Origin of the sequence: Lacrimispora sphenoides JCM 1415, assembly GCF_900105615.1 — a bacterium.
GTDB lineage: Bacteria > Bacillota > Clostridia > Lachnospirales > Lachnospiraceae > Lacrimispora > Lacrimispora sphenoides.
The window spans coordinates 1607252-1631020 of record NZ_LT630003.1; the positions used below are offsets into that span (position 1 = coordinate 1607252).

Sequence of the window (23769 nt, forward strand, 5' to 3'; positions counted from 1 at the left end):
ATCCGGAAAAGCGGGGTGGACTCTGCTCCAAATATGTAGGCAAAAATAATAGAAAAGAAGGGAACGATTATGAAGATTGCCATTGTAACAGGTGCGTCTTCCGGCATGGGAAGAGAATTTATCATGCAGATTGCTGACCGTTTTAATGGGATTGGAGAAATATGGGCCATAGCCAGAAGGGAAGACCGGCTGGAAGAGCTGTCCCCTAATGTTCCGGTTAAGGTCCGGACCTTTGCCATTGACTTAACGGATAAGAGTAAACTGATGAGCTTAGAGGATATTCTGGCGAAAGAAAAGCCGGAGGTAAAGTGGTTGATCAACGCGGCAGGTTATGGAAAAATCGGTGCCGTGGGGAGCATAAATATAGGGGATGAGATGGGCATGGTGGAATTAAACTGCGAAGCCCTTTGTGCCGTGACCCATATGGTCCTTCCATATATGTCGAAGAACAGCCGCATCATACAGTTTTCCTCTGCTGCTTCCTTTCTGCCCCAACCCGGATTTGCCATTTATGCGGCTACTAAATCCTTTGTGTTAAGTTACAGCAGGGCTCTGAATGAAGAACTGAAGCAAAAGGGAATTTATGTGACGGCGGTTTGCCCGGGACCAGTGAAAACCGAATTTTTTGATATTGCGGAAACCACAGGAAAGATCCCTCTTTATAAGCGGATCGTCATGGCTGATCCTAAGAAAGTGGTGCGAATTGCTTTGCGGGACAGCATGATGGGGCGTCCGGTTTCCGTGTATGGAACCACCATGAAGTCCTTCCGGCTTATGTGCAAGACAATCCCTCATACCGTGATCTTTCGTCTTATGAGGGGGCTTATGAAGACTACTTAAAGGAAGGCAAAGGAAGAGGAATACAAAAGTGAAACGATACAGGAAGGGACAGTACGGTTACCGTAATTATCATAGAAGAACAGAATTAGGGAAGGTCCTTGCCGGGGCGGCCCTGATTCTCATACAGCTATTGGCCCGGACAATGGCAGACAGCTCATCCTTTAAAAATATCCTGACGGTTACAGCCATTCTATCCGTTCTTCCGGTGGCCAATTGGGCATCCCCCCTTTTGGCCTCCTGGAAGTACAAAACGCTGAACGAGGAACTTTATAAAAAAGCATGTTCCCATGAAGGAAAAAGCAGATTGCTTTATGATCTGATCATCACCTCAAGGGATGCGGTCATGCCGGTGGATGTGGCTGCGGTTCATCCAACCGGCATCTATGCTTACTGTACAGCCAAAAAGCTGGACACAGGAAAAGCAGAATACTTTTTTAAGGATATGTTCCTCAGCCATCAGGTAAAGCTGGATATAAGGCTCATTCTGGATGAAGAGGAATTTTTCAAACACCTTTCCAGCTTGAGACCGGAAGCAGAGTACAAGGATGACGGCAGCGTGGAGCGTGGAGTTACGTTGTTAAAAAGCTTATCCATGTAACCGGCAGGACAGAAATACCCTTCGGGTATCCCTTTACACCCGATAAAGCGGGGTGGGCCCTGTCCCAAATACATGAGTAGTAATATGGAAAGGATAAAACATGCAGTCTTTGATTGTATCGAAAAATGAAGCAGGGCAGCGCCTTGATAAGCTGCTATCCAAATATTTGAATCTTGCAGAAAAGAGCTTTCTTTATAAGATGATGAGAAAGAAAAACATCACTTTAAACGGCAGGAAGTGTGAAGGCTCGGAAAAGCTTGCGGAAGGAGACGAGGTCAAACTTTTTCTTTCCGATGAAACCATTGAAAAGTTTTCCCAGTTAAAGCTTCAGGAAGTAAAAAAAGTATCGTTAAACATTATATATGAGGATGAGCACATCCTTTTGGTAAATAAGCCTGCTGGCATGCTCTCCCAGAAAGCTAAGGAGTCGGATGAATCCCTGGTGGAATACATGATCGATTATCTGGTTTCAGGCGGCCAGTTATCCACAGAACAGTTAAGGAGCTTCCGGCCTTCCGTGTGCAACCGTCTGGACCGGAACACCAGCGGCCTGGTAGTGTGTGGTAAGTCCCTTCCAGGACTTCAGCTCATGTCAGCCTCCTTTAAGGAGAGGAGCATCCACAAGTATTATCAGTGCGTGGTAAAGGGGCAGATTTCAGATAAACAGGTGATCACAGGATATTTGACCAAGTCGGAAGCAACCAATCAGGTGACGGTCCATAAACAGGAGGTTCCCGGGAGCGCTCCGATTGTGACGGAATATGAGCCGGTAAAGTGGCATGAAGGATACACTCTCCTTAGGGTCACTCTGATCACAGGACGTACCCATCAGATCCGTGCTCATTTATCCTCCATTGGACATCCAATCGTAGGAGACTATAAATATGGGGACAGCAGGGTGAATGAGGAAGCAAAAAAGCTTTATCACATTCAGTCCCAGCTCCTACACTCTTATCAGGTGACATTTCCGGAGCTGCCGGATCCCCTTGCCTATTTATCCGGCCGCACTTTTTATGCGCCTTTACCAAAGACCTTTTCCAAAATATGCAGGGACTGGAGATAGGAGGCAGAGATGGGAACCTGGAATACAAGAGGGTTAAGAGGCTCTGCACTTGAAGATCTGATTAACCGAAGCAATGAATGCTACCGGGAAAAAGGACTGGCTTTGATCCAGAAAATACCCACGCCGATCACCCCTATTTCCATTGATAAGGAAAGCCGCCACATCACCCTGGCGTATTTCGACCAGAAAAGTACAGTGGATTATATCGGGGCTGTACAGGGGATTCCGGTATGCTTTGATGCCAAGGAATGCTCGGCTGGCACATTTCCCCTACAAAATATCCACCCTCATCAAGTCGCTTTCATGGAAGAGTTTGAGAGCCAGGGAGGCATTGCTTTTATCATTTTATCCTATACCCAGAAGGATGAGATTTATTATCTTCCATTTGACCAGCTGAAACGGTTCTGGACACGGATGGAAGAGGGCGGGCGGAAAAGCTTTACCTATGAAGAGGTGGATAAAACCTGGCGGATAGGTCGGTTGCGGGATATTTTCGTTCACTACCTGGAACTGATTCAGAAAGATTTGGATAGAAGAGATTGACAAGAACCACTTTTTCCCCTATAATCGACTATACGTTATCAAATTATCACTTTACTACAAGAAAGTGATATAAAATGATAAACTGTGAAAATAATTTTCTTAGCTACAGATTATGGCGGCTTATCATGGAAGATCGAAGCAGAAGACGGAGGTTATTATGGCAAATAAACTGTTACATACGCCGGATGGAGTCCGGGATATCTATGGAGTAGAGTGTACGAGAAAGGCTGCTGTACAGGAGAAGATGTTAAAAGTTTTTCATCTGTGCGGATATCAGGACATTGAAACTCCCACCTTCGAATTTTTTGATATTTTCAATGAGTCCAGGGGAAGTGTCAAGGCAAAGGAGATGTTTAAGTTTTTTGACAGGGATAACCACACCTTGGTGCTGCGTCCGGATGAAACGCCTGCCATAGCCAGATGTGCGGCCAAATATTTTCTGGATGAGGATATGCCCATCCGTCTTTGCTATATAGAGAGAACCTTTATCAATAATTCCAGCTATCAGGGCCGGCTTAAGGAAGCCAGTCAGACCGGAGTGGAGTTTATCGGAGACGATTCCGCGGATGCGGATGCAGAAATTCTTGCGATGGTGATCAGGGCCTTAAAGGCAGCAGGATTAACGGAATTCCAGGTGGAATTAGGCGAAGTGGACTTTTTTAAAGGTCTGATGGAAGAAGCCGGCATGGATGAGGAAACGGAGGAGGCCTTAAGACAGCTTATTGAAAATAAGAATTATTTTGGCGTAGAAGAACTGGTAATGGCCCAGCCCATTAATGCGGAGTTAAAACAGGTGTTTTTAAAGCTCCCGGAACTGTTTGGTTCCCTTGAACAGATCCAGGCAGCAAAGGAATTGACTTCCAATCCAAGGGCGCTAAAGGCGATTGAACGCTTGGAAGAGGTAAGCCGGATTCTTGCATGTTATGGGCTTTCTGATTACGTTTCCTATGACCTTGGCATGCTGAGTCAGTATCAGTATTACACCGGTATCATTTTTAAGGCTTATACGTACGGGACTGGAGATTACGTGGTCAACGGCGGAAGATATGATAAGCTTTTGGAACAGTTTGGTAAAAATGCTCCTGCCGTGGGATTCGGAATCTCGGTGGATGAGCTTTTACTGGCTCTTTCCAGGCAGAAGATCGAGATGAAGGTTGATCTGGTGAACACCATGATCCTATATGAAAAAGAAGCCAGGGAACATGCAATCCGGCTTTCCAGCCATTTCCGGGAATCCGGTATGGCGGTCCAGCTTCAGCGTAAGGATACGGCCCGATCCCTTGAGGACTATCAGGCATACGCAAGGCGCCGGGATTTAAATAATCTGCTGTATCTGGACCAAAGCGGGTTTTCCGTAAAGGTCATGAACCTTATTCTGGACCGTACAGATGAGATCCCTCTGTCGGAATATTTAAAATAATCGGGGGTACGTATGAGATATCTGACTTTTGCCCTGGCAAAGGGGCGGCTAGCAAAACAGTCACTTGAAATGTTTGAAAAAATCGGGATCACCTGTGAAGAGATGAAGGATAAGGATTCCCGGAAGCTGATTTTCACCAACGAGGAGCTGGGCATTCGGTTCTTTCTTGCAAAGGCCAGCGATGTGCCTACCTACGTAGAGTATGGGGCGGCTGACCTTGGCATAGTGGGGAAGGATACCATTTTAGAAGAAGGAAGAAAGCTTTATGAGGTCATGAACCTGGGGATTGGAAATTGCAGAATGTGCGTCTGCGGTCCTCCATCGGCAGGGGAGCTTTTAAAGCATCACGAAAGGATTCGTGTAGCCACCAAATATCCGGCGATTGCCAAGGACTATTTTTACAATAAAAAACATCAGACCGTTGAAATCATAAAGCTTAACGGCTCCATTGAGCTGGCGCCTATTGTAGGGCTTTCCGAGGTCATAGTGGATATTGTGGAAACAGGTGCCACTCTTAAGGAAAACGGACTTGCGGTATTGGAAGAAATCTGCCCCTTATCCGCCCGTATGGTGGTCAATCAGGTAAGTATGAAACGGGAAAATGACAGGATCACAAAGCTGATCCATGATCTGCGTACCTTGCTGCAGGAGGAAAACCGATGAGAATTGTAAAGCTTAACGAAACTTCCAGACGAAATATTCTTGCTGATCTGTTAAAAAGAGATCCTAACAATTACGGCGCATATGCTGACACGGTCCAGGAAATCGTGGAAACGGTGAAACGGGATGGAGATCAGGCAGTATTTGCCTATACAAAGGAATTTGATCAGGCGGAAATAAAGGCCGGAAACTTAAAGGTGACCGAACAGGAAATTGAGGAAGCTATGAAGGAAGTGGACCCGGAACTTATAGAGATCCTTAAAAAATCCATGAAAAATATCCGTCAGTTTCACGAAAAGCAAAGGCAGTACAGCTGGTTTGACAGTAAGCCGGACGGTACCATTCTGGGCCAGAAGATCACACCTTTAGAAAGCGTGGGTGTTTATGTTCCAGGCGGAAAGGCGGCTTATCCATCTTCGGTCCTGATGAATATCATTCCGGCAGAAGTGGCAGGCGTGAGCCGCATTGCCATGGTGACTCCGCCAGGAAAGGATGGAAAGGTCAATCCTGTCACCTTAACGGCAGCTCATCTGGCTGGTGTTACCGAAGTTTATAAGGTGGGCGGAGCACAGGCGGTAGCGGCCCTTGCCTTTGGTACGGAAACCATCCCTAAGGTCAACAAGATCGTAGGGCCCGGGAATATATTTGTGGCATTGGCAAAAAAGGCAGTTTACGGGCATGTAAGCATTGACAGCATTGCCGGTCCAAGTGAGATTCTGGTGCTTGCAGATGAGAGCGCCAATCCCCGCTTTGTGGCGGCAGATTTATTGTCCCAGGCAGAACATGATGAGTTGGCTTCTGCTATTTTAGTAACTACCAGTATGGAGTTAGCTGAGAAGGTATCAGAGGAAATAGAGACTTTTACCCGGGAACTGTCCCGCAGAGAGATTATTGAAAAGTCCCTGGATAATTACGGCTATATTCTTGTGGCAGATACTATGAAGGAAGCCATCCATGCTGTCAATGAGATCGCTCCGGAGCATTTGGAGATCATCACCAAAAATCCTTTTGAGGACATGACCAGGATTCATAATGCAGGTGCAATCTTTATTGGAGAGTACAGTTCTGAGCCTCTTGGAGACTATTTTGCCGGACCAAACCACGTGCTTCCTACCAATGGCACGGCGAAATTTTTCTCAGCTTTAAGTGTGGATGATTTTATAAAGAAATCAAGCATTATTTATTACTCAAAGGAAGCGTTGGAAGAGATCCATGAAGATATCGAAGCATTTGCCGAGGCAGAGCATTTAACCGCCCACGCCAATTCTGTGAAAGTACGCCTTTCCACGATAGCAATGTCCATGTAAGCAATGAGCAGTGCGGAACAGGACGGAAGAAAAAGTTCGTCGTGCTTGCACGTAAGAAATTTTTCTTCCAGCCTGTTCCATAGGGCGAATGCCCGTGAGCTCGTAAAACCGCAGGTTTTACGAGCGCCACTGCGGAGTCACCTAATTATAAACATGAAAGAAGGTTAAACAAAATGGGACGAAGTGCAGAGATTTCCCGTGTAACCCGTGAGACAGATATCCGGCTGACCCTTGATATAGACGGCAGCGGAAAAGCTGACATCCATACGGGGATTGGATTTTTTGATCACATGTTAAACAGCTTTGCCCGTCATGGCTTTTTTGACTTAACCTTGTCGGTAAAAGGAGATCTTGAGGTAGATACCCACCATACTGTTGAAGATACGGGCATTGTACTGGGAACTGCCATCAAACAGGCCCTTGGTGATAAAAAATCCATCAGGCGTTACGGCAGCATGATCCTTCCTATGGATGAAACCTTGGTCCTCTGCGCCATTGACCTATCCGGCAGGCCGTATTTAGGCTACGATGTTTTGCTTACCAGCGAACGGGTGGGGGAATTTGAGACAGAAATGCTGAAGGAATTTTTCTATGCTGTTTCATATGCTACTGAAATGAACCTGCATATCAGAAAAATGGCAGGAGAGAATAACCACCATGTGATCGAGGGAGCCTTCAAAGCATTTGCAAAGGCCTTGGATGAGGCAACATCCCCTGATCCAAGAATCACAGGGGTACTGTCTACAAAGGGAACATTATAAAGGAGAATCCATATGCAGCTTTATCCAGCAATTGACTTAAAAGACGGGCAGTGCGTCCGTTTAAAACAGGGAGAATTTAAGGAGATCACCGTATATTCCCAAAAGCCGGAGGAGGTAGCTGCCCTCTGGCAGTCCCAGGGCGCCACATTTCTTCATTTGGTAGATTTAGATGGGGCTTTGGCCGGTCGTTCTGTTAATGAAAAGGTAATCAAAAAAATAGCGGATACCGTTTCCGTGCCAATCGAAATAGGCGGCGGCATCCGAAGCGAAGAGGCAATCGAATCCATGCTTTCTCTGGGAGCAGCCAGGGTAATCATCGGGACGAAGGCCGTCGAGAATCCGGAATTTATCCGGGATATGGTGAAAAAGTTCGGGCAGGACCGTATTGTGGCAGGCGTTGACGCTAAGGATGGTATGGTAGCGGTGGAAGGCTGGGAAAAGATCAGCGGAATCACCGCATCAGAGCTTTGCAACAGGATGAAAGAATATGGTGTCCGCCATATCGTTTATACCGATATATCCAGGGATGGGATGCTGACAGGCCCCAATGTGGAGTATACGAAAAAGCTGACGGAAGAAACCGGAATGGATATCATTGCGTCCGGCGGAATGTCTTCCATGGAAGATTTAAGGCAGCTTTATCATGCAGGTGTCCGCGGTGCCATCATAGGGAAGGCGTTGTATGAAAAGCGGATCGATTTAAAGGAAGCCATTGAAGCCTTTGAAAAGCAGGATCATCAGGGGAGGATATGATGATGGAGTATAAAAAACTAATTGCAGGTTTTGGAATCCGGGAGGGGAAGGCAGTAAGGCTTGATGATCAAAAGGCGTGCTATGGAGAAAATCTTTTGACGCTGGCATGTTTTTTCGGTGACAGCGGAGCAGATGAGCTCTTTCTACATGATCTGTCTGAATCAGAGGAAGATCATGAACGTACAATCGGCCTTATGAAGGAAATTGCAAGGCTGTCAGATATTCCTGTGATTTTAGGGGGAAGAGTCAGGCGGCTGGAAGATGTGAAGAAATACCTTTACGCAGGAGCAAAAGCAGCATTTCTTGACGTAAGCCTTGATGAAAATGTGGATTTGATGAAAGAGGCGGCAGACAGGTTCGGAGATGATAAGATTTATGCTTATCTTCCGGACTGTTCGTATTTGGAGCGGACTAAGGAATACGCCCAGTTGGGTGCTTCCGTCATGATTCTGGGGGATAAAGTCACAGAAGAAAAACTCCAGGCTGTTTCAGCCTGTGAAGAGGCCTTTTTGATCACCAGCTGCGGGGAAGATGCAGATCTCTTTGCTTATGCCCTTGGAGTGGAAAATGTGGAAGGCATGGTGGGAAGCTTTGACGGGGAAGTGAACTGCATGGATTTGAAGCAGGATTTAAAAGCCCTTGGAATCGGAGTAGATACCTTTGAAAGCCCGGTAAGCTTTGACCAGTTTAAGCTGGGCGATGATGGCCTCATTCCAGTAATCACCCAGGATTACAGGACAGGAGAAGTGCTCATGCTGGCCTATATGAACGAAGAGGCCTTTCACGAAACGCTAAAGACAGGATGCATGACCTATTACAGCAGAAGCCGTAAAAACCTCTGGCGGAAGGGAGAAACCTCCGGCCACTTTCAGTATGTGAAGTCCCTGGACATAGATTGCGACAATGATACGCTGTTAGCAAAAGTGAACCAGATCGGTGCTGCCTGCCATACAGGGGCGAGAAGCTGCTTTTATCAGAATCTGGTAAAAAAAGAGTATCAGGAGAGCAATCCCTTAAAGGTATTTGAAGAGGTATTTAATGTAATCCTTGACAGAAAGACAAATCCAAAGGAAGGTTCCTATACCAATTATTTATTTGACAAAGGTCTTGACAAGATATTAAAAAAGCTGGGAGAAGAGTCAACGGAAATTGTTATAGCAGCTAAAAATCCAAATCCGGAGGAAGTAAAATACGAAATTTCAGATTTTCTTTATCATATGATGGTGCTCATGGCTTATAAAGGAGTATCCTGGGAAGATATTACCAGAGAACTGTCCAATCGATAAACTTTATAAAAACGCTGGGAAGGCTGCTTGCTTTTCCGGTGTTTTTTGTGTACATAGAGCCATGGACAGCCTGATTGTTCCATGGTATAATAAAAAAATGGAAATTATGGGAGGCTATGGGTATGAAAGAACAGATGTCTGGCAGGATGAAACGGATGACACGGATTTACAACTGGGTGTTACCGGTTATTTTCCTGTATATCACCGCCGTTTCCTTTTTTGGTGCAGGAATGGGCATGAAGCTTTTGGGAAATACGAAGCCTGGTGTGGAACCGATGGAGTTTCATGTATATGATGGCGCAGATATTTACAGCAGCTTAAAGGCCCATATGATGACATGGGAGTTTGCGTCGGATTTTAAAGAAACCAATCATTATTACTTTGCTTACGATGAAAACCTGCTTCCTTATATTGTACAGGTCCATGGGGACCTGCCGGAGGAATATTTACAGATTCAATCCTATTTGTACGATGAGTCCGGGGAAGCACCGGAACCAGCGGTATTTTACGGAATGTCGTCGCACATTGAGGCTGATATCCGGGAGTATGCCATGGAAAGCTACAATGAGATGTGGGGAGAGAAACTTGTAACGGAGGATAATTTTTCGGATTATTTCGGAGAATACTATCTGGATACCACCAGAAAGCCGGCCTCCAATGCTTCGGAAACAATTTCTCTGATTTTTTCATACGGATTTCTGGCCGCCCTGGCAGGGACTCTGCTTTTGGTATGGAAGCTTAACAGCCGGAGGTTTAAGATAAGCCGTACAACCTTAAAGGCATGGACGGGAGAAAGACTGCTTGCATTAGACAGACAGCTTAATGGGGCCAGTACCTCCTCCTATGAAAAAGAACAGCTTTACCTGACCAATGATTATATCATTGCCAATGCAGAAGGATTTGATATCATCCCATATGAGGCTGTTGTGCGGATTTATGATACCTCCTATGCAACTGGAAAAAGGCTTATGGTTGAAACGAAGGATCAGAAATACCATACCCTTGCTATGGGGGGAAGAAAGAACAAAGATGGATTCCAGGAACTCATCAACCAGGTGAAAAGGAAAATTGAGGATAAAAAAGAGGATTTACCGGAAAATATTCTGACCGGGGAATCCCACAAGTATCCTGAAAATGTGGATCCAGAAGCGATTCTTCAGGTATCCGCCTCCCTTGAGCAAAAGCCTTCCAATCCTTTCTTTGGCGTAATCGGGGCGCTGTTTGCCTCTCTTATAGGAGTGGGACTTTGGGTGCTCATCGGTCAGGTGGGATTTGTTGCCGGAATAGCCGGATTTGTTATGCTGAAGCTCGCCTTAAGCGGCTATCAGAAGCTTGGAGGTTCGCTGGATAAAAAGGGGGCCGTCATTTGTCTTATCATAACAGCCGGAATGATCACCGGAGCCAATCTTCTGGATTATGCAGTATCCATGACAAGGGGATACTTCCAGTATGAAGCCAGCTTTGAAACCTTAACCTATGTTTTCTCCAACTTTGGAAAACTGATGTCCGATATGGATATGTGGAGAGGATTCATCATTGACCTTGCCATTGGCTATGGTCTGTCCATATGGTCCGCGGCAGGAGCTATAAAAGCCATTTTAAATATGGAAAAATAAATTTTAGAAAAAGAGGCGATTTGATTATGTCACAAGTATTAGAAAATTTTTTAAAGTATATATCCTTTGACACGCAGTCGAAGGAGGATATGGAATCAGTTCCAAGTACGGAAAAGCAGCGGGTATTAGCCAGAGAACTGGCAGCCCAGCTTCAGGCCATGAAGGCGGAGCATGTGATGGTGGATGAGCATAGCTACGTTTATGCTACCATACCTGCCACCATGGAAAAGCCTGTTCCGGTGCTTGGCTTTATTGCCCATATGGATACCGCTCCTTCATATTCCGGAACGGGAGTGAAGCCGCAGATCGTGAAAAATTATGACGGCAGTGATATTCTGATGAATAAAGAAACCGGACTGGTCATGAAAGCAAGCGATTTTCCGGATCTATTAAAGTACAAGGGACAGGATATCATTACAACGGATGGAACCACCCTGTTGGGTGCGGATGACAAAGCCGGAGTTGCCGAGATCATGGCTATGGCGGAGTATCTTTTATCCCATCCGGAGATTCCCCATGGAACCATCCGCATTGGCTTTACACCGGATGAAGAGGTTGGAAGAGGCGCAGATTTCTTTGATGTAAAGGGCTTTGGCGCAGATGTGGCTTATACCGTAGACGGCGGTGGCTTAGGAGAGCTGGAGTATGAGAATTTCAATGCAGCTTCCGCAAAGGTCCGGGTGCACGGCTCCAGTATCCACCCAGGATCTTCCAAGGGAAGAATGAGGAATGCCCTGCTTATGGCTATGGAGTTCCACAACATGCTTCCAGCTGCTGAAAATCCTATGTATACGGAAGGATATGAGGGGTTTTTCCATTTGGATTCTATGAGCGGAACGGTGGAAGAAGCCCGTATGGATTATATTATCAGGGATCATAACAAAGAAAGATTTGAAGAGAAAAAGATATTTATGGAGAGGGTGGCGGAATATCTCAACAGCCGCTATTATGCAGGAACCGTGGAACTTACTTTAAAGGACAGTTACTATAACATGAAGGAAAAGATCCAGCCTCACATGTACCTGATCGATATAGCAAAGACTTCCATGGAGGAAATCGGAATAGAACCTCTGGTAACTCCCATCCGCGGAGGTACGGACGGAGCCCGTTTGTCTTATGAAGGGCTTCCTTGTCCAAACCTGTGCACCGGAGGCTACAACTACCATGGAAAGTTTGAGTTCATTCCTGTTCAGTCCATGGAGAAAGTGGTAGAATTGCTTCTTAAAATCGTAGAGAAGTTTGCAGAAAGATAATATGCAGAGGGAATAGTACTCTGCAATTCAGATTAAAAAAGCAGCTATTGATAAAGTAGAATTCTACTCATATACCATTGGTAGAATTCTACTTTGATTTTTGGAGGTGATTTTATGCTTTCAACTTTAAGTAAACCAAGTGCTGATTTTTATATCCAGAGTATTGCGCTGTCTTTGCGCTATATGAACGATCAAAAGTTAGAGGAATTTGGCATAACGAACCAGCAGGCCCGGCTGTTAGGTGGAATCAGCAGTAGTCTTTACGATGGAGCTAATATCAGCCGCAAGTTTTTGGAGGATATGATGCAGCTTAAAGGCCCCTCTGTGACCAGTTTACTAAATGGCTTAGAGAAGAATGGTTTTATAATTCGCTATAGCCGTGAAGATGATGGCCGTGCAATGAATATCAAAGTTACTGAAAAAGGTGATAAGGTTTTAGAAGCACTGCGTGACATATTTAAAAGCACAGAACAGCAGCTGCATAGCGGTATGACGCCTGCAGAGCAGGAACAATTTCTGATGTTACTCCAAAAAGCTCATGATAACCTTTCGAGGAATAAGCATTCAGGAAATACAATACCGGTAGATGCAGGGAAGGGGTAAGCAGGCACATTGAGTGGTAGAAAACGAAGATGTTGCTTGCTATTATCTTCGGTGTTTATGGAGTTCTATATATTTTTTAATCTATTATGTAGGGTTCTACATATATATAAGACCAGGCTAGGAAATTATCTAAAAATTGGTTAATTGTTCATGAGATGAAGAACGGTAGGGTAATAGGAATGACAACATCAGCACCTGCAGCTTGTACATCTTCACATCTTACGGCATCATGAATCTCCAATCCTATATCATCGCCAACCTGGATGCTCATTGTTGAGGCCGGAAAACAGAGAATGTCATTTATATATGATAACTAATGTGGTAAAATAGTGGTATATTATGGAAGAAAGATTGAATTTACATATTTGTAGGTATGGTTTTTGGACAGGGAGAAAATAGCAAAGGAATGTGAGTAATTATTTAAGAAGCTTTGAATATGGCTGGAGGGATTGGTGAAGAAAATGTATGAAAGAATGATGGATAAAAGTGCTCAGCCGGAAATAAACGACATTGAACAGCACATCGGATTGAACGGCTGTAAATTCTTACAGATCTTAGAAGACGCATTAAAGAAACGGTATGATTTAAAACGTGAAATACGTTTTCCATTTGGCAATAATTACGGTTGGGGGTACAAATACTCCCATAAAACAAAGCACCTCTGCTATACTTTTTTTGAGAAAGATGCAATTACAATTACCTTGCAAATAGGCGATAAAGAAGTGCAGTTGCTCAATCAGGTACTATCTACGCTTTCATCAAAAACGCAGTCCCTTTGGGAGAACCGCTATCCTTGCGGTAACAATGGCGGCTGGGTGCATGTCAGGATACTCTCGGAAGATGATTTAGATGATGCGATAAAGCTGGTTGAAATAAGAAAGAAACCTCGTATTGTACAAGAAAAATAAAAGATATAAATAATATAGACAATATATAATCAAAGCGATACCTTGCAGCTATGAGTTGGACTCTGGCTCCTCAGGATCGTATTTAACCTATCAAGTAGTGAAGCGGATTGCGAATATCCGATTGACTGATATGGTTTCATACTTTAAAAGCTAGTAGAAAGGATGGAATAAGAACTATGAAACAATATTTTGTTATAGGCAGTTACACGGAACCGATTTTATTTGGAACAGGCGAGGTATTTCAAGGAAAAGGAAAGGGAATTTCATTCTGTACGTTTGAAGACGGCAAAATAGAAATAAAAAAAGAAATTGCAGTCAAAAATCCTTCTTTCCTATGTGTAGATGAGATAAATAAAAAGATTTATGCAGTTAATGAGATGAAAGAATATTTGGGAAAGACCGGCGGCGGTATGACCCAGCTCACTTATGATGAGGAAGGCAATATGAGCATAGAAGGAAGCTGGAATACTTATGGGGAAGACCCGTGTCATATTGCAATTGGGCCAAACGGACAATTTGTTGCTATAGCTAATTATTCCAGCGGCTCAGTGACTTTGTATCCAATGGATGAAAAAGGAAATGTAAAAAATGATTACCAGTTATCTAAACATGAGGGCAGCAGTATTTATCAGTCACGTCAGGAAAGCCCCCACGCCCATAGCTGTATTTTTGCGCCGGATCAGGAATTGCTTTATGTCGCTGATTTGGGAATCGATAAGCTTGTAGCATATCGATATGAAGGAAGCGTTGCATATTCTGAGGATAGCGCCTCGGTTCGTATACCTGCAGGAAGCGGCCCCAGATACGGAGAGTTCGGAAAAGATGGGAAGCATTTTTATTTGATTAATGAAATTAGTTCGCAGGTAATGCATTTTACATATGTTGCCGGCAAGATGGAATTTCAGAATGCCGTGAATACACTTCCGCCGGATTTTACTGGGAATAATACATGCTCTGATCTTCATATTACTCCAGATGGAAAATTTCTCTATGCATCAAATCGTGGACATGATAGTCTGGCATGCTATCAAATCGAAGTGGATGGTAATCTGACATTCGTAGAAAGACAATTCTGCGGTGGAAAAACGCCTCGGAATTTTGCAATTGACCCGACTGGAAACTATATTTTAGTTGGCAATCAAGACAGTGATACAATCACAGTATTTGAAATCAAAGAAAATGGTCATATGAATCAGGTAAACCAAATGAATACCGGAACGCCAGTATGCATCCGTTTTTTCAAGCTGTAACTAGTGGAAATGATACATTTTCCATCTGGTTCAGTAACGATCTATCTTGAATATAAAGTAGGTTTTAATGGAGATTTTATCTATTGAAGCCTACTTTTTTACCTTTTTTTCAACTTTACAGAACATAACCTTAATCCTCATAACGATAAGTGTTGAAACAAATACGAGTCAATTGAGGACAAGACTTTACATTACAATAAGAGGATGTATTTTATTAATAACATAGCAGGATATAATAAAATAAGTAGTAGGTGCCCTTTCCGGAAATACTCTAGCTTAAAATCTTTGAAGTCATCCGGAAAAACCGTCAATAAATATAAAATAATATAAATGAGAAGACAGGGAAACACCTATATCATTAACTCGGAAAAGAAATGTTCCAACAGCAGAGCCTGCCCCATTTTCAAAGGGGTGGGCTTTTGAGGTCTTTGTAGGGCTTTTTTCATGAGCCCAATTTTGCGCAATGGAGAAATTGATAATTGTACACAACGCTTGTGGCTAAGGGGGTGGTCCAATGGTATAATTTGCACATAACAAATTGCTTTGATTATTACCGGTACATGATAAGCATTAAAGGAGGTTACATTTGAAAAAGGATATGTTATTTCGGGATCTGGTTCAGCTGGACTTAGAAGCGGCGGACCAGACCGAAGTGTTTAGACGGATGGCAGACATTCTGTTTAAAAAAGGATTTGTAAAAGAAACTTATCTGGAGTCACTAAAGGTAAGGGAAGAAAGCTATCCCACAGCACTCCCCATTAAGCCTTATTCGGTTGCCATTCCCCATACAGATATCAGCCAGATCATCCGGCCGTTTATTGCTCCTATTCGGCTGAAAGAAGCTGTTGAATGGAGGGAAATGGCAAATAATGATGAAGTCCATCAAGTCAGATTTATTTTTATGCTGGGATTTTTAAAATCAGATGAACACATTGATCTGCTTCAGATATTAGTGGAAAGTTTTCAAAGTGAGGAATTAATGGAGCGCTTAAACAATGCCAAAACAGCAGATGAATACTTTGAGCTGGTCTGCGGCATCAAGGGTATGGAATCGTAAGGATCCCATATGAAATCAGAGGAGGGTTTAGAACATGGGAATCAGAGTTATTGTAGCCTGCGGAAGCGGTGTGGCTACTTCACAGACAGTAGCAAGCAAGGTAAACCGTATGTTAAAGGAAAAGAAAGTGGATGCTTTGGTGGAGGCAGTGGATTTAAAGTCTGTTGACCGTTATATGGACGGCAGCGCAGCCTATATTACCATAGTTAAAAATGCCAAGGAATACCCGATCCCTGTGATCAATGGAATCGCATTTCTCACAGGAATTGGGAAAGATCAGGAGTTTGATAAACTGTTAAAAGCAATCGCTGATTACAAAAAGAAGAATCTATAAAATTAGAGTTTGTAAAATAAGGAGGTAAAGAGGATGCAGATGTTAGCGAATACTGTAAATTTCTTTCTGGGGCTTGGGGCTGCTGTATTTGTACCGGTAATTATTATCATAGCCGGATTAATTGTTAAAATGAAAGTAAAAGACGCTGTTTCATCAGGCATTACCCTTGGTGTGGCATTTTCGGGAATGAGCATGCTGATCAACTACATGACCGGTGTGATCACACCGGCGGCAACTGCCATGCTGGAGTTTTCCGGTATTGATCTTCCCATTACCGATGGGGGCTGGACCACAATGTCCACGATTTCCTGGTCCTGGCCTTATGCATTTTTGATGTTTCCCCTTTTAATCGTAATTAATATTATCATGCTGGCCATGAACAAGACGGATACCTTTAATGCGGATCTATGGAATGTATGGGGGAAAATCTTTACGGCAGTTGCAGTATACTACATAACCGGCAATGTAATCGTGGCGTTTGTCGTTGCGGCAGTTCAGGTTGTTTTTGAACTGAAATCCGCTGATTTCCATCAGCACCGTATCAGTAAGCTTTCCGGAATTCCGGGAGTCACCTGTACTCATAAGATGGTTTTTCTTGCAGCACCTATGTATATTGTAGACTGTATACTCCGCAAGATTCCCGGGCTCAACAAATCATTTAATGCAGAGGACTTAAAAGAAAAGCTTGGTATTTTTGCGGAAAATCATATTTTGGGTTTCCTTTTAGGGATTATTTTCGGAGCTTTGGCAAGGTACGATATAGCAGGAATATTAACTCTTGGAGTACAATGCGCCACTGCCCTCACTTTATTCCCGGTGATCTCAAAATACTTCATGCAGGCTTTGGAGCCGATCTCCAACGCGGTTTCGGAATTTATGCAAAGCAAATTTGCAGACAGAGAGATGTATGTAGGTTTAGACTGGCCGTTTCTTGGCGGGGCCAATGAGATTTGGCTGGCTGTTATCTGGACGGTGCCTGTGACCCTTATTATGTCCTTTATCCTTCCTGGCAATAAGATATTGCCTTTTGCCGGCATCATTAACATTGCCATTGCAGTGCCTGCATACCTGGTGTGCAGGGGAAACATCCTGCGCATGCTGATTCAATGTACCATTTTTACACCGGTATTTTTATGGGTGGGTACTGCCTTTGCCCCCTTTATGACAGAGCTGACAAATACCACAAAGGCTGTGGAGCTTGCGCCTGGGCAGATGATTTCCAACTCAAGCATTGACGGCCCTATATTTACGTATGCATTTTCACACGCAGTAAAGGCGCTGCAGGGAGATTTCCTTCCGTTAATTATTCTGGTTCTGTGGATCGTGTCTTTTGTACTCTATTCGAGAAGCCTGATTCAGGAAAAGAAGGAAGACCTGGCAAAGGAAAGATTATAACATGAAAATCGGCCAACGAAATTGCTTGATTTTGAAAGAAATTATTAATCATAGTGCATCTGTCACGGGAAAGGCTCTGGAGGCAAAATTACATCTCTCAAGAAAACAACTGGAGTATGGGATTACTAGAATTAATGAATATCTGGAGGAACAGCAGCTGCCGATTTTGGAACGAGTAAATAACGGGAGGATTCTCATCCCAAATGAGGTCATAGAACAGCTGGATTTCACCCAGCTGGAACAGGAGAATCAGGATGTCTGGCTTACTAAGGAAGAGCGGGGAGATATCATTCAGTTGATGCTGCTTACAAAACAGCAGGAACTGTCGCTGCAGCATTTCATTGCTGAGTTAAAGGCCAGCAAAAATACGGTGCTGTCGGATTTAAAGCGCTTAAAGGAAGAACTGTCTGATTCAAGCATTCGCTTGATATACAGCAGGGAAAAGGGCTACCAGCTGGAAGGCCGGGAATATGATTTGAGGCAGCGGCTGTTTCTGGTACTGCGAAATATTTTGTCAGGACGAGGGCAGCAGGCAGAGGTTTTTCGGATCGGAAAGATCACTCAAAAGCAGATGGAGCATATGCGGAATATGACGGAAACCATTGAAGGGGAATTGAAAACCCGTTTTACGGACGAAATGATTGAAGTGAACCGGTGCTTTTTCACCCTGGTGTTAAGGAGGATCCGGGACGGTATGGCTTTAGATACGGTTCCGGAAACCTTCCGCCATGTGGCAGGAACAAAGGAGTATATGGTGATCAAATCCTGCCTGTCTGCCGAGGGCGTAAACAGCATCCAGGAAACCATGTATTTTACCGCCCATATCCAGAGCATGAAGATCAACACCCATTTGGAGGCTGTTGCAGGGCAGGAAGAGGTTTATCAGGCAGTGGAGGAAACCATCCACAATTTCGAACGGATCGCCTGCATTTGCTTTGAGAATAAAGAGAATACCTTACATTTGCTCATGAACCACAGCCTGCCTGCCCTGTACCGCATCAGATATAATTTTCATATCGGTCCCGATATTTCTGAATACGTACTTCCTGCTTATCAGGAAGTACATGATATGGTGAAAAAGTCCGTGACACCTCTGGAAAAAATCATCGGAATGTCTTTTCCGGAAAGTGAACTGGTTTATATTACCCTGATTTTTATTGCCCAGACCAGCAGGGAGGATGAGGAAGAGAAAACAGACAGACGCCCAAGGGCTGTGGTGGTATGCCAGAACGGCATTACCGTATCCCACTTTCTTCTGACCTCATTAAAGCACACCTTTCCGGAAATCGACTTTTTAAACTATATGTCGGCGCGCCAATTCTATCAGTACGAGGAAGACTTTGACCTGGTATTTACGACAACATCCTTAAGAACATCAAAAAAACAGTTTGTGATCGAACCTTTGCTGGACAAGGAAAGAAGAAGGAAACTTCGTAAAAATGTATTTGATAGCCTGAAAAGTTCAGGGGAGATCTTTCCTCAGGTAGAGACAATCCTTCAAATCATAAAAAAGCATACTAACGAAAGTGTGTTTCAGAAGCTGAGAATGGAAATTGATTCGTACATGGTACAGTCTGACCGGAAAGCAGGAGAAACCATAGAGAAAAGGAAACCGGACTTAAGGGAATTGCTGACAAGATCCAACATCAGGATCATTAAGGAACGCATGGGCTGGAAGGAAGCCATAGAATTTGCAGCAGTACCCCTGCTGTATAAAAATATTATCAAGTACCAATATGTTGAAACGATTATCTCTAATATTATCGAACATCAGCAGATCATGCTAATTACAGAGCATGTCATGATTGCTCATGCGGGAATCGATGCAGGGGTATATGATGTGGGACTTTCCATGCTTTTGCTTCCTCAGACCATAATGGTAAATGATTACATGGAGGTAAAGGTGATTTTTGTGCTGGCAACTCCGGATTATGAAAGTCATTTGGCAGCGTTAAACCAGTTAATCAATATTTTAGAGGATGAAAAGAAGCTGGCTTCCATGAAGGAGGCCAAGACAGCAGATGACATTTTGGAATTACTATAGGCTGCAAAAATGTAATAGAAAAGAGGAGATTAGAATGCTTGAAACATTGAAAAAAGATGTATGTGAAATTGCAAAACGTGCTCAGAGAGATGGTTTGTGTAAGCATAAGTCAGGAAATTTCAGCGCACGGGATTTAGAAACGGGTTATGTGGTCATTACTCCAACCAGTGTTGACCGGGACTTGCTGACTCCAAGGGATATGGTGGTCATGGATCTGGAGGCCAGGGTTATTGAAAACTTGTCCGGTTTAAGACCGACCAGCGAATCCCTGATGCATCTTATGATCTACCGGCAGAGATCAAAAGCGGCGGCTATCGCCCATACACACTCTGCCTATGCCACTGCATTTGCCTTACTTAACAAGCCGATTCCGGCAGTTGTGTATGAAGTAGCTAACTTAGGCCTGACAAAAGCCCGTGTCCCTGTCGCCCCCTATGGACGTCCGGGAACCACCGGACTGGCGGACAGCGTCATTGAAAGCTGCCTGGAGGCAGATTGCTTTTTGCTGGAAAAGCATGGAGCCGTTGCAGTGGATGAGCGTGATGTTTATGAAGCGTTTTTAAAGGCATCTTATATTGAAGAACTGGCAGAATTATATTATCTGGCATTGACCGCAGGCGGGGGAATAGAGCCGGAAGGTTTTGCTCAGGAGGAGCTGCAAAGGTGGGAATATCCGAGAGAAATTTCGTTTCCCAGTGTAAGATAAGGAGGAAATGATCTTTGAAGCTGTATCTGATCCGGCATGGAAGGCAATGTGATAAACGATGCAATGTGGATGTGTCTCTTTCAGAAGAAGGGATCCACCAGGCTAAGCTGGCTGGAATGCGGATGAAGGATTGGGGCATCGAGATGGTTTATTCCAGTGACATGCTTCGGGCTAAGGAAACCGCTTACTATGCAAACCAATACTGGAATGTGCCCCATGAAATTATTCCGGAATTCCGGGAGCTGTGCTTTGGCGATATGGAAGGACTGTATGGCGAAGAGATCGAAGGTAGGTTCCGGGAGTTTAAAGCAAAGCAGGACGAGATGAAGGAGGATATCCCCTATCCGGGAGGGGAATCTGCAACAGAGCTGGTACGAAGGGCAATGCCCAAGCTGATAGAAGTTGCCGGACGGCATAAGGGCAGCATCGCCATAGCAACCCATGGGGTATGGATCCGCGCGGTCCTCTGCCATATTCTTGGTATGGATATGGCAAAGTGGAGGACCATGGGAGTCACATTTGAGAATGGGAGCATTACCGAGCTTCATTACCGGAAAGAAAAAGGGCAGTTTACATTGGAGCGGTTTAATGATTATGCCCATTTGGAACCATATCAGGAGCTGCTTCGCAGTGCATGGGGAGTAAAGGAAAATTAGGTAGATTTAAACCATAGAAAGAAAGGGATTATATGAAAAAGATTATCAATAGTGCGGACACGTTCGTGCAGGATACCATGGAAGGCATTATCTGTGCATACGGTGATAAGGTGAAGCTGTTACATAATGATTTTCAGGTGCTTGTATCCAATTACCCGGCCAAGGAGGGAAAGGTCGGCGTGGTAACAGCCGGGGGAAGCGGCCATCTTCCGGTATTTTTAGGATATGTTGGAAAAGGACTGATGGACGGCTGTGCAGTAGGAGAAGTCTTTGCCTCCCCGGCAGCAGCTAAAATGGCTGACATGATCCGCGCCTGTGATAGAGGAAACGGAGTGCTGTGTTTATACGGAAATTATAACGGTGACCGCTTTAATTTTACCATGGCTTGTGAGGAAGTGGAATTTGACGATATTAAAACAAGAGCAGTCCTTGTAAAGGATGATGTTGCCAGCTCTCCTCAGGAAAATGCAGAGAAGCGCCGGGGTGTTGCAGGCATGGTATATGCTTTTAAAATAGCCGGGGCGGCTGCCGATAACATGATGAATCTGGAAGAAGTGGCGGCTGTGACCACAAAAGCTTTAAACAACATCCGTTCTATGGGGGTTGCCCTGTCTCCCTGCATCGTTCCCAAGGCGGGAAAACCGACCTTTGCAATAGAGGAAGATGAGATTGAAATTGGAATGGGGATTCATGGAGAAGCAGGTATTGAGGTAAGGAAGATGATGACCGCTGACGAGATAGCGGAAACACTGGTGAATACGATTATGAAAGATATGTCTTTGAAAGACGGGGATGAAGTATCCGTTATGGTCAATGGTCTTGGAGGAACCCCCTTGGAGGAACAGCTGATTGTGTATAGAAAAGTGCATCAGATCCTTTCCCATTCAGGAGTCAGCATTGTAATGCCACACATCGGAGAATATGCAACTTCCATGGAAATGGCCGGCCTTTCTGTAACGATATTTAAACTGGATCAGGAATTAAAGGAATTGCTACAGGCTCCGGCAGAATCTCCGTTCTATACCAATTCTAATAAATAGGGAGGAATGTGGCATGAATCGGGAATCAGTAAAGAAAATCATGGAGGCGATCAGCAAGGAAATGTCTGCAAACCGGGGTTATCTGGTGGAACTGGATCAGGTAAACGGGGATGGGGACTTAGGGATTTCCATGGATGACGGCTACCGGGCAGTGGTGGAATTTTTAAAAACTGCAAAAGAAAAGGATCTTGGGAAGCTTTTTAAGGCATGCGGCAAGGTATTCAATGCCTCTGCTCCGTCTTCCCTTGGAACAATCACTTCTTTTGGCTTTATGGGCATGGCAAAGGCGTTAAAGGGAAAAGAAGAGGTGGGTTTTGATGAGGCAGCAGGGGCGATGCTTGCAGCAGTGGAAAATATCATGGAAAAGGCGGAATCAAAGGTGGGAGAAAAGACCATTCTTGACTCCCTGTATCCGGGAGCAGAAGCCCTATTAAAGCATGCATCTGACCCGGAAACGGCAGTGATGGAAGCGGAGAAGGCAGCAGGACAGGGTTCGGAGGCTACACGGCAGATGCGGGCAGTCCATGGGCGTGCCGCTTATTCGGCAGATCGCAGCATCGGCATTTTAGATGGCGGTTCTGTTGTTGGAAAATTGATATTTAAGGGGATTGCAGGTTATTATAGGGCTAAGTAATTAAATATAATTAACAGGGGAGTATTGATGTGGAAGCGTGAAACTGGCAATGTCAGTTTCACGCTTTTAAACATGGATTTCACGGTTAGGGCTTAGATTTGGTTTCACATTATCCCTGCTGCCCTTGTACTTGCTGAAGGAATGTACTATAATGTTAGGAGGCCATGGGCATTAGGAAGTAAGGAGATATTGGCATATGGGAAATGGATCAAATAAAAAGTTTACTGACCACATCGGATTTCACATGCTTTTGGCTGCAATAGGCGGATTAATGGATGCGTATTCTTATGTTGACAGAGGCAATGTATTTGCCACCGGCCAGACAGGGAATTTCGTACTGGCTGCAATTCGTTTCCTATCAAAGGACTATAAAGGCATGGGGCGGGCATTTGTGCCCATCGGAGCGTTCTGGCTGGGGGTTTTTCTCGCAAGACATATTTATTATAAAATTTATAATGAAAAACACACCCATTGGATATCGGGTATTTTATTTCTGGAAATTGCCGTATTGTTTTTGGTCGGATTCATTCCTCACACCCTGCCGCACCTGTTTGCCAATACGGCGGTGTCATTTGCCGCTGCGGTGCAATTTTGTACCTTCCGAAACTTTGGAGGGAATGCCGCTTATGCGCCGGTTTTTTGTACGGGAAATATGCGTTCCTGTGCGGAAATGTATTACGAAGGTTTTGTCAGAAAGGACAGAGTATGCCGGATAAGAGCATATCATTACTCGGGAATCCTGTTGGCCTTTTTCACCGGAGCCCTTACAGGGGGCTGGCTATCCTTCCGGTTGGGAGAAAAGGCGATTTGGATGGCTTGTGTGCTGCTATTGGTATCCTGGATAACCGTTGGTATAGAAAAGAAAGGACAAAAAGCTGGCCAGCCTCTGCTTTAGTAAATTAGGGATTTCGGAAACGGATACCGGGACATTTAACTCATCAAGTAGCGAGTTGGATTGCGAATATCCGAAAGACTAATAATAAGCCCCATGGATCGCTGCCTTTTTCTGTGTTCTATGGGTTTTTCCATGTCCGGATTCCCA

General features: G+C 44.4%; 24 protein-coding genes. All 24 read left to right on the plus strand.

What is annotated here, in order from left to right; all coding sequences use genetic code 11:
• The first annotated feature begins 69 nt into the window (after positions 1–69).
• The 24 genes from BMX69_RS07155 (at position 70) to BMX69_RS07270 (ending at position 23622) form a co-directional block, all read left to right on the plus strand.
• Positions 70–840, plus strand: a complete 771-nt coding sequence (locus tag BMX69_RS07155) for an SDR family NAD(P)-dependent oxidoreductase (RefSeq protein ID WP_100041969.1) — start codon at positions 70–72, stop codon at positions 838–840.
• A gap of 28 nt (positions 841–868) precedes the next feature.
• Complete coding sequence (locus BMX69_RS07160; protein WP_100041970.1) at positions 869–1438, plus strand: O-linked GlcNAc transferase-like protein; 570 nt, start codon at positions 869–871, stop codon at positions 1436–1438.
• A gap of 100 nt (positions 1439–1538) precedes the next feature.
• Entirely contained in the window at positions 1539–2501 is a 963-nt protein-coding gene (locus BMX69_RS07165; RefSeq protein ID WP_100041971.1) for an RluA family pseudouridine synthase, read from the plus strand.
• A gap of 9 nt (positions 2502–2510) precedes the next feature.
• Positions 2511–3044 carry a Holliday junction resolvase RecU gene (locus tag BMX69_RS07170; protein ID WP_054791243.1) on the plus strand — a complete coding sequence of 178 codons (534 nt, stop codon included), beginning with the start codon at positions 2511–2513 and terminating at the stop codon, positions 3042–3044.
• Between the two features lie 157 nt (positions 3045–3201).
• Positions 3202–4464 carry an ATP phosphoribosyltransferase regulatory subunit gene (gene hisZ, locus BMX69_RS07175; RefSeq protein WP_100041972.1) on the plus strand — a complete coding sequence of 421 codons (1263 nt, stop codon included), beginning with the start codon at positions 3202–3204 and terminating at the stop codon, positions 4462–4464.
• Between the two features lie 12 nt (positions 4465–4476).
• Positions 4477–5127 carry an ATP phosphoribosyltransferase gene (gene hisG, locus BMX69_RS07180; protein ID WP_025233021.1) on the plus strand — a complete coding sequence of 217 codons (651 nt, stop codon included), beginning with the start codon at positions 4477–4479 and terminating at the stop codon, positions 5125–5127.
• Positions 5124–6431 carry a histidinol dehydrogenase gene (hisD, locus tag BMX69_RS07185; RefSeq protein WP_100041973.1) on the plus strand — a complete coding sequence of 436 codons (1308 nt, stop codon included), beginning with the start codon at positions 5124–5126 and terminating at the stop codon, positions 6429–6431. The genes hisG and hisD overlap by 4 nt, the downstream gene beginning before the upstream one ends.
• 173 nt (positions 6432–6604) lie before the next feature.
• A complete protein-coding gene (gene hisB / locus BMX69_RS07190; RefSeq protein WP_100041974.1) occupies positions 6605–7192 on the plus strand; it encodes an imidazoleglycerol-phosphate dehydratase HisB in 588 nt (195 codons plus the stop codon).
• A gap of 12 nt (positions 7193–7204) precedes the next feature.
• Positions 7205–7945, plus strand: a complete 741-nt coding sequence (gene hisA, locus BMX69_RS07195) for a 1-(5-phosphoribosyl)-5-[(5-phosphoribosylamino)methylideneamino]imidazole-4-carboxamide isomerase (protein WP_100041975.1) — start codon at positions 7205–7207, stop codon at positions 7943–7945.
• Positions 7945–9231 (plus strand): bifunctional phosphoribosyl-AMP cyclohydrolase/phosphoribosyl-ATP diphosphatase HisIE, encoded by a 1287-nt coding sequence (hisIE, locus tag BMX69_RS07200; RefSeq protein WP_100041976.1) that lies wholly within the window; start codon positions 7945–7947, stop codon positions 9229–9231. Before hisA ends, hisIE begins: the two co-directional genes overlap by 1 nt.
• Before the next feature lie 122 nt (positions 9232–9353).
• The gene (locus BMX69_RS07205; protein WP_100041977.1) at positions 9354–10847 is read left to right on the plus strand and encodes a hypothetical protein; all 1494 of its coding nucleotides are present in this window, start codon (positions 9354–9356) and stop codon (positions 10845–10847) included.
• 26 nt (positions 10848–10873) lie between these two features.
• A complete protein-coding gene (gene pepT / locus BMX69_RS07210) occupies positions 10874–12100 on the plus strand; it encodes a peptidase T (protein WP_054791240.1) in 1227 nt (408 codons plus the stop codon).
• Between the two features lie 114 nt (positions 12101–12214).
• Positions 12215–12703, plus strand: coding sequence for a MarR family winged helix-turn-helix transcriptional regulator (locus BMX69_RS07215; RefSeq protein WP_054791239.1), 489 nt, complete (start codon positions 12215–12217; stop codon positions 12701–12703).
• A gap of 461 nt (positions 12704–13164) precedes the next feature.
• Positions 13165–13611 carry a DUF3788 family protein gene (locus BMX69_RS07220; protein WP_100043790.1) on the plus strand — a complete coding sequence of 149 codons (447 nt, stop codon included), beginning with the start codon at positions 13165–13167 and terminating at the stop codon, positions 13609–13611.
• A 176-nt stretch (positions 13612–13787) separates the two neighbouring features.
• A complete protein-coding gene (locus tag BMX69_RS07225; protein ID WP_100041978.1) occupies positions 13788–14861 on the plus strand; it encodes a lactonase family protein in 1074 nt (357 codons plus the stop codon).
• Positions 14862–15447: 586 nt separating this feature from the next.
• On the plus strand, positions 15448–15918 hold the full coding sequence (locus tag BMX69_RS07230; protein ID WP_100041979.1) for a PTS sugar transporter subunit IIA: 471 nt from the start codon (positions 15448–15450) through the stop codon (positions 15916–15918).
• A gap of 34 nt (positions 15919–15952) precedes the next feature.
• Complete coding sequence (locus BMX69_RS07235) at positions 15953–16252, plus strand: PTS sugar transporter subunit IIB (RefSeq protein ID WP_025233041.1); 300 nt, start codon at positions 15953–15955, stop codon at positions 16250–16252.
• A 33-nt stretch (positions 16253–16285) separates the two neighbouring features.
• Positions 16286–17647, plus strand: a complete 1362-nt coding sequence (locus tag BMX69_RS07240; RefSeq protein ID WP_054791238.1) for a PTS galactitol transporter subunit IIC — start codon at positions 16286–16288, stop codon at positions 17645–17647.
• Position 17648: 1 nt separating this feature from the next.
• A complete protein-coding gene (locus BMX69_RS07245) occupies positions 17649–19691 on the plus strand; it encodes a BglG family transcription antiterminator (protein WP_100041980.1) in 2043 nt (680 codons plus the stop codon).
• Positions 19692–19725: 34 nt separating this feature from the next.
• A complete protein-coding gene (locus BMX69_RS07250) occupies positions 19726–20397 on the plus strand; it encodes a class II aldolase/adducin family protein (protein WP_054791234.1) in 672 nt (223 codons plus the stop codon).
• A 14-nt stretch (positions 20398–20411) separates the two neighbouring features.
• Entirely contained in the window at positions 20412–21053 is a 642-nt protein-coding gene (locus BMX69_RS07255) for a histidine phosphatase family protein (protein ID WP_054791233.1), read from the plus strand.
• 32 nt (positions 21054–21085) lie between these two features.
• Complete coding sequence (locus tag BMX69_RS07260; RefSeq protein WP_100041981.1) at positions 21086–22093, plus strand: dihydroxyacetone kinase subunit DhaK; 1008 nt, start codon at positions 21086–21088, stop codon at positions 22091–22093.
• A gap of 13 nt (positions 22094–22106) precedes the next feature.
• A complete protein-coding gene (locus BMX69_RS07265) occupies positions 22107–22727 on the plus strand; it encodes a dihydroxyacetone kinase subunit L (RefSeq protein WP_100041982.1) in 621 nt (206 codons plus the stop codon).
• A 196-nt stretch (positions 22728–22923) separates the two neighbouring features.
• Complete coding sequence (locus BMX69_RS07270; RefSeq protein WP_100041983.1) at positions 22924–23622, plus strand: YoaK family protein; 699 nt, start codon at positions 22924–22926, stop codon at positions 23620–23622.
• The last annotated feature ends 147 nt before the right edge of the window (positions 23623–23769 follow it).

Bases quoted from the DNA above. Each gene is read 5' to 3' on its own strand.
- hisG (WP_025233021.1), top strand. From the start codon at position 4,477: ATGAGATATCTGACTTTTGCCCTGGCAAAGGGGCGGCTAGCAAAACAG.
- hisD (WP_100041973.1), top strand. From the start codon at position 5,124: ATGAGAATTGTAAAGCTTAACGAAACTTCCAGACGAAATATTCTTGCT.
- hisA (WP_100041975.1), top strand. From the start codon at position 7,205: ATGCAGCTTTATCCAGCAATTGACTTAAAAGACGGGCAGTGCGTCCGT.
- BMX69_RS07245 (WP_100041980.1), top strand. From the start codon at position 17,649: ATGAAAATCGGCCAACGAAATTGCTTGATTTTGAAAGAAATTATTAAT.
- hisB (WP_100041974.1), top strand. From the start codon at position 6,605: ATGGGACGAAGTGCAGAGATTTCCCGTGTAACCCGTGAGACAGATATC.
- hisIE (WP_100041976.1), top strand. From the start codon at position 7,945: ATGATGGAGTATAAAAAACTAATTGCAGGTTTTGGAATCCGGGAGGGG.
- BMX69_RS07265 (WP_100041982.1), top strand. From the start codon at position 22,107: ATGAATCGGGAATCAGTAAAGAAAATCATGGAGGCGATCAGCAAGGAA.
- BMX69_RS07205 (WP_100041977.1), top strand. From the start codon at position 9,354: ATGAAAGAACAGATGTCTGGCAGGATGAAACGGATGACACGGATTTAC.
- pepT (WP_054791240.1), top strand. From the start codon at position 10,874: ATGTCACAAGTATTAGAAAATTTTTTAAAGTATATATCCTTTGACACG.
- BMX69_RS07155 (WP_100041969.1), top strand. From the start codon at position 70: ATGAAGATTGCCATTGTAACAGGTGCGTCTTCCGGCATGGGAAGAGAA.
- BMX69_RS07225 (WP_100041978.1), top strand. From the start codon at position 13,788: ATGAAACAATATTTTGTTATAGGCAGTTACACGGAACCGATTTTATTT.
- BMX69_RS07270 (WP_100041983.1), top strand. From the start codon at position 22,924: ATGGGAAATGGATCAAATAAAAAGTTTACTGACCACATCGGATTTCAC.
- BMX69_RS07170 (WP_054791243.1), top strand. From the start codon at position 2,511: ATGGGAACCTGGAATACAAGAGGGTTAAGAGGCTCTGCACTTGAAGAT.
- BMX69_RS07235 (WP_025233041.1), top strand. From the start codon at position 15,953: ATGGGAATCAGAGTTATTGTAGCCTGCGGAAGCGGTGTGGCTACTTCA.
- BMX69_RS07240 (WP_054791238.1), top strand. From the start codon at position 16,286: ATGCAGATGTTAGCGAATACTGTAAATTTCTTTCTGGGGCTTGGGGCT.
- BMX69_RS07260 (WP_100041981.1), top strand. From the start codon at position 21,086: ATGAAAAAGATTATCAATAGTGCGGACACGTTCGTGCAGGATACCATG.
- BMX69_RS07250 (WP_054791234.1), top strand. From the start codon at position 19,726: ATGCTTGAAACATTGAAAAAAGATGTATGTGAAATTGCAAAACGTGCT.
- hisZ (WP_100041972.1), top strand. From the start codon at position 3,202: ATGGCAAATAAACTGTTACATACGCCGGATGGAGTCCGGGATATCTAT.
- BMX69_RS07220 (WP_100043790.1), top strand. From the start codon at position 13,165: ATGTATGAAAGAATGATGGATAAAAGTGCTCAGCCGGAAATAAACGAC.
- BMX69_RS07165 (WP_100041971.1), top strand. From the start codon at position 1,539: ATGCAGTCTTTGATTGTATCGAAAAATGAAGCAGGGCAGCGCCTTGAT.
- BMX69_RS07215 (WP_054791239.1), top strand. From the start codon at position 12,215: ATGCTTTCAACTTTAAGTAAACCAAGTGCTGATTTTTATATCCAGAGT.